The following is a 1,459-nucleotide window of genomic DNA, read 5'->3' as shown; positions in this document are numbered from 1 at the left end:
GGGCTCGGCGCCGGCGACAGAATCGGCGTGCGGATCCCGTCGGGCACCAACAAGCTGTACATCTCCATCCTTGCCATCCTGCTCATTGGCGCCGCCTACGTCCCTGTGGATGCAGACGATCCCGAGGAACGCGCAAGGCTGGTCTTCGCCGAAGCCAAGGTTGCCGCCGTCGTCACGGAAAGCGGGGTGGCACTCACCGGCAGCAGGCCCTCGCCCTTCCCCGCTGCCCGTACCGCAAACGCCGACGACGACGCCTGGGTGATCTTTACCTCAGGCTCCACGGGAACCCCTAAGGGTGTTGCCGTACGGCACCGTTCCGCGGCGGCCTTCGTGGACGCCGAAGCACGGATTTTCCTTGCGGCGGAGCCCATCGGAACGTCGGACCGGGTCCTGGCAGGGCTGTCCGTTGCCTTTGATGCGTCCTGTGAAGAGATGTGGCTGGCATGGCGGCACGGGGCATGCCTGGTCCCCGCACCGCGCGCCCTGGTCCGCACCGGCATGGACCTGGGCCCTTGGCTCATCAGCCACGGCATCACTGTTGTGTCCACCGTTCCCACCCTGGCTGCCCTGTGGCCTGCCGAAGCACTCGAAAACGTCCGGTTGCTGATTTTCGGCGGTGAAGCCTGCCCACCGGAACTTGCTGAGCGGCTGGCCGTTGACGGCCGGGAAGTGTGGAACACCTACGGCCCTACCGAGGCCACCGTGGTTGCCTGTGCTGCTCCCCTGGGCGGTGCGGGTCCTGTCCGGATCGGCCTGCCCCTGGACGGCTGGGATCTGGCGGTGGTGGACGCCGACGGAATTCCCGTCCCCGAAGGAGCCATTGGCGAACTCATCATCGGCGGCGTCGGGCTGGCCCGCTACCTGGACGCCGCCAAGGATGCCGAAAAGTATGCCCCGTTTCCGACTCTTGGCTGGGACCGCGCTTACCGCTCCGGCGACCATGTCCGCTATGAAGCCGAGGGACTCGTCTTTATGGGCCGCGCCGATGAACAGGTCAAGCTGGGTGGACGCCGTATCGAATTGGGCGAAGTGGATGCAGCGCTCCAGGCGCTGCCCGGCATCGCCGGCGCTGCGGCTGCTGTCCGGACGACGGCGGCCGGTAACCAGATCCTGGTGGGGTACCTGGCGCCCGCCGGGGCTGCGGAACCTGACCTGGCGGTTGCCCGCCAGCTCCTGGCTGCCAGCCTTCCCGCAGCCCTCGTTCCGCTGCTGACCGTGGTCGACTCCTTGCCCACCAAGACCAGCGGCAAGGTTGACAGGCACGCCCTGCCGTGGCCGCTTGCCGGTTCCGGCGCCGAGGATGCAGCCCATGCCCCGCTGAACCTTCCAGACGACGCCCGGTGGATTGTTGACCAATGGGCCGCTGTGCTCGGCGTCAACGCAACCAGCCTCAATGCAGACTTTTTCGCCGCCGGCGGTGGATCACTGGCGGCGGCCCAACTCGTTTCTGCGCTCCGGG

1 protein-coding gene is annotated in these 1,459 nt (G+C 67.5%); it reads left to right on the top strand.

The window, feature by feature from the left end:
• A partial coding sequence (locus AC5RWX_RS33300; RefSeq protein WP_494100428.1) for an amino acid adenylation domain-containing protein occupies positions 1 to 1,459 on the top strand: 1,459 nt, incomplete at both ends.

The sequence above is a fragment of the Arthrobacter sp. SPT-J7 genome, assembly GCF_059089965.1.
The sequence above is the reverse complement of the archived record's forward strand: the minus strand, read 5'-3'. Positions and strand labels throughout refer to the sequence as shown.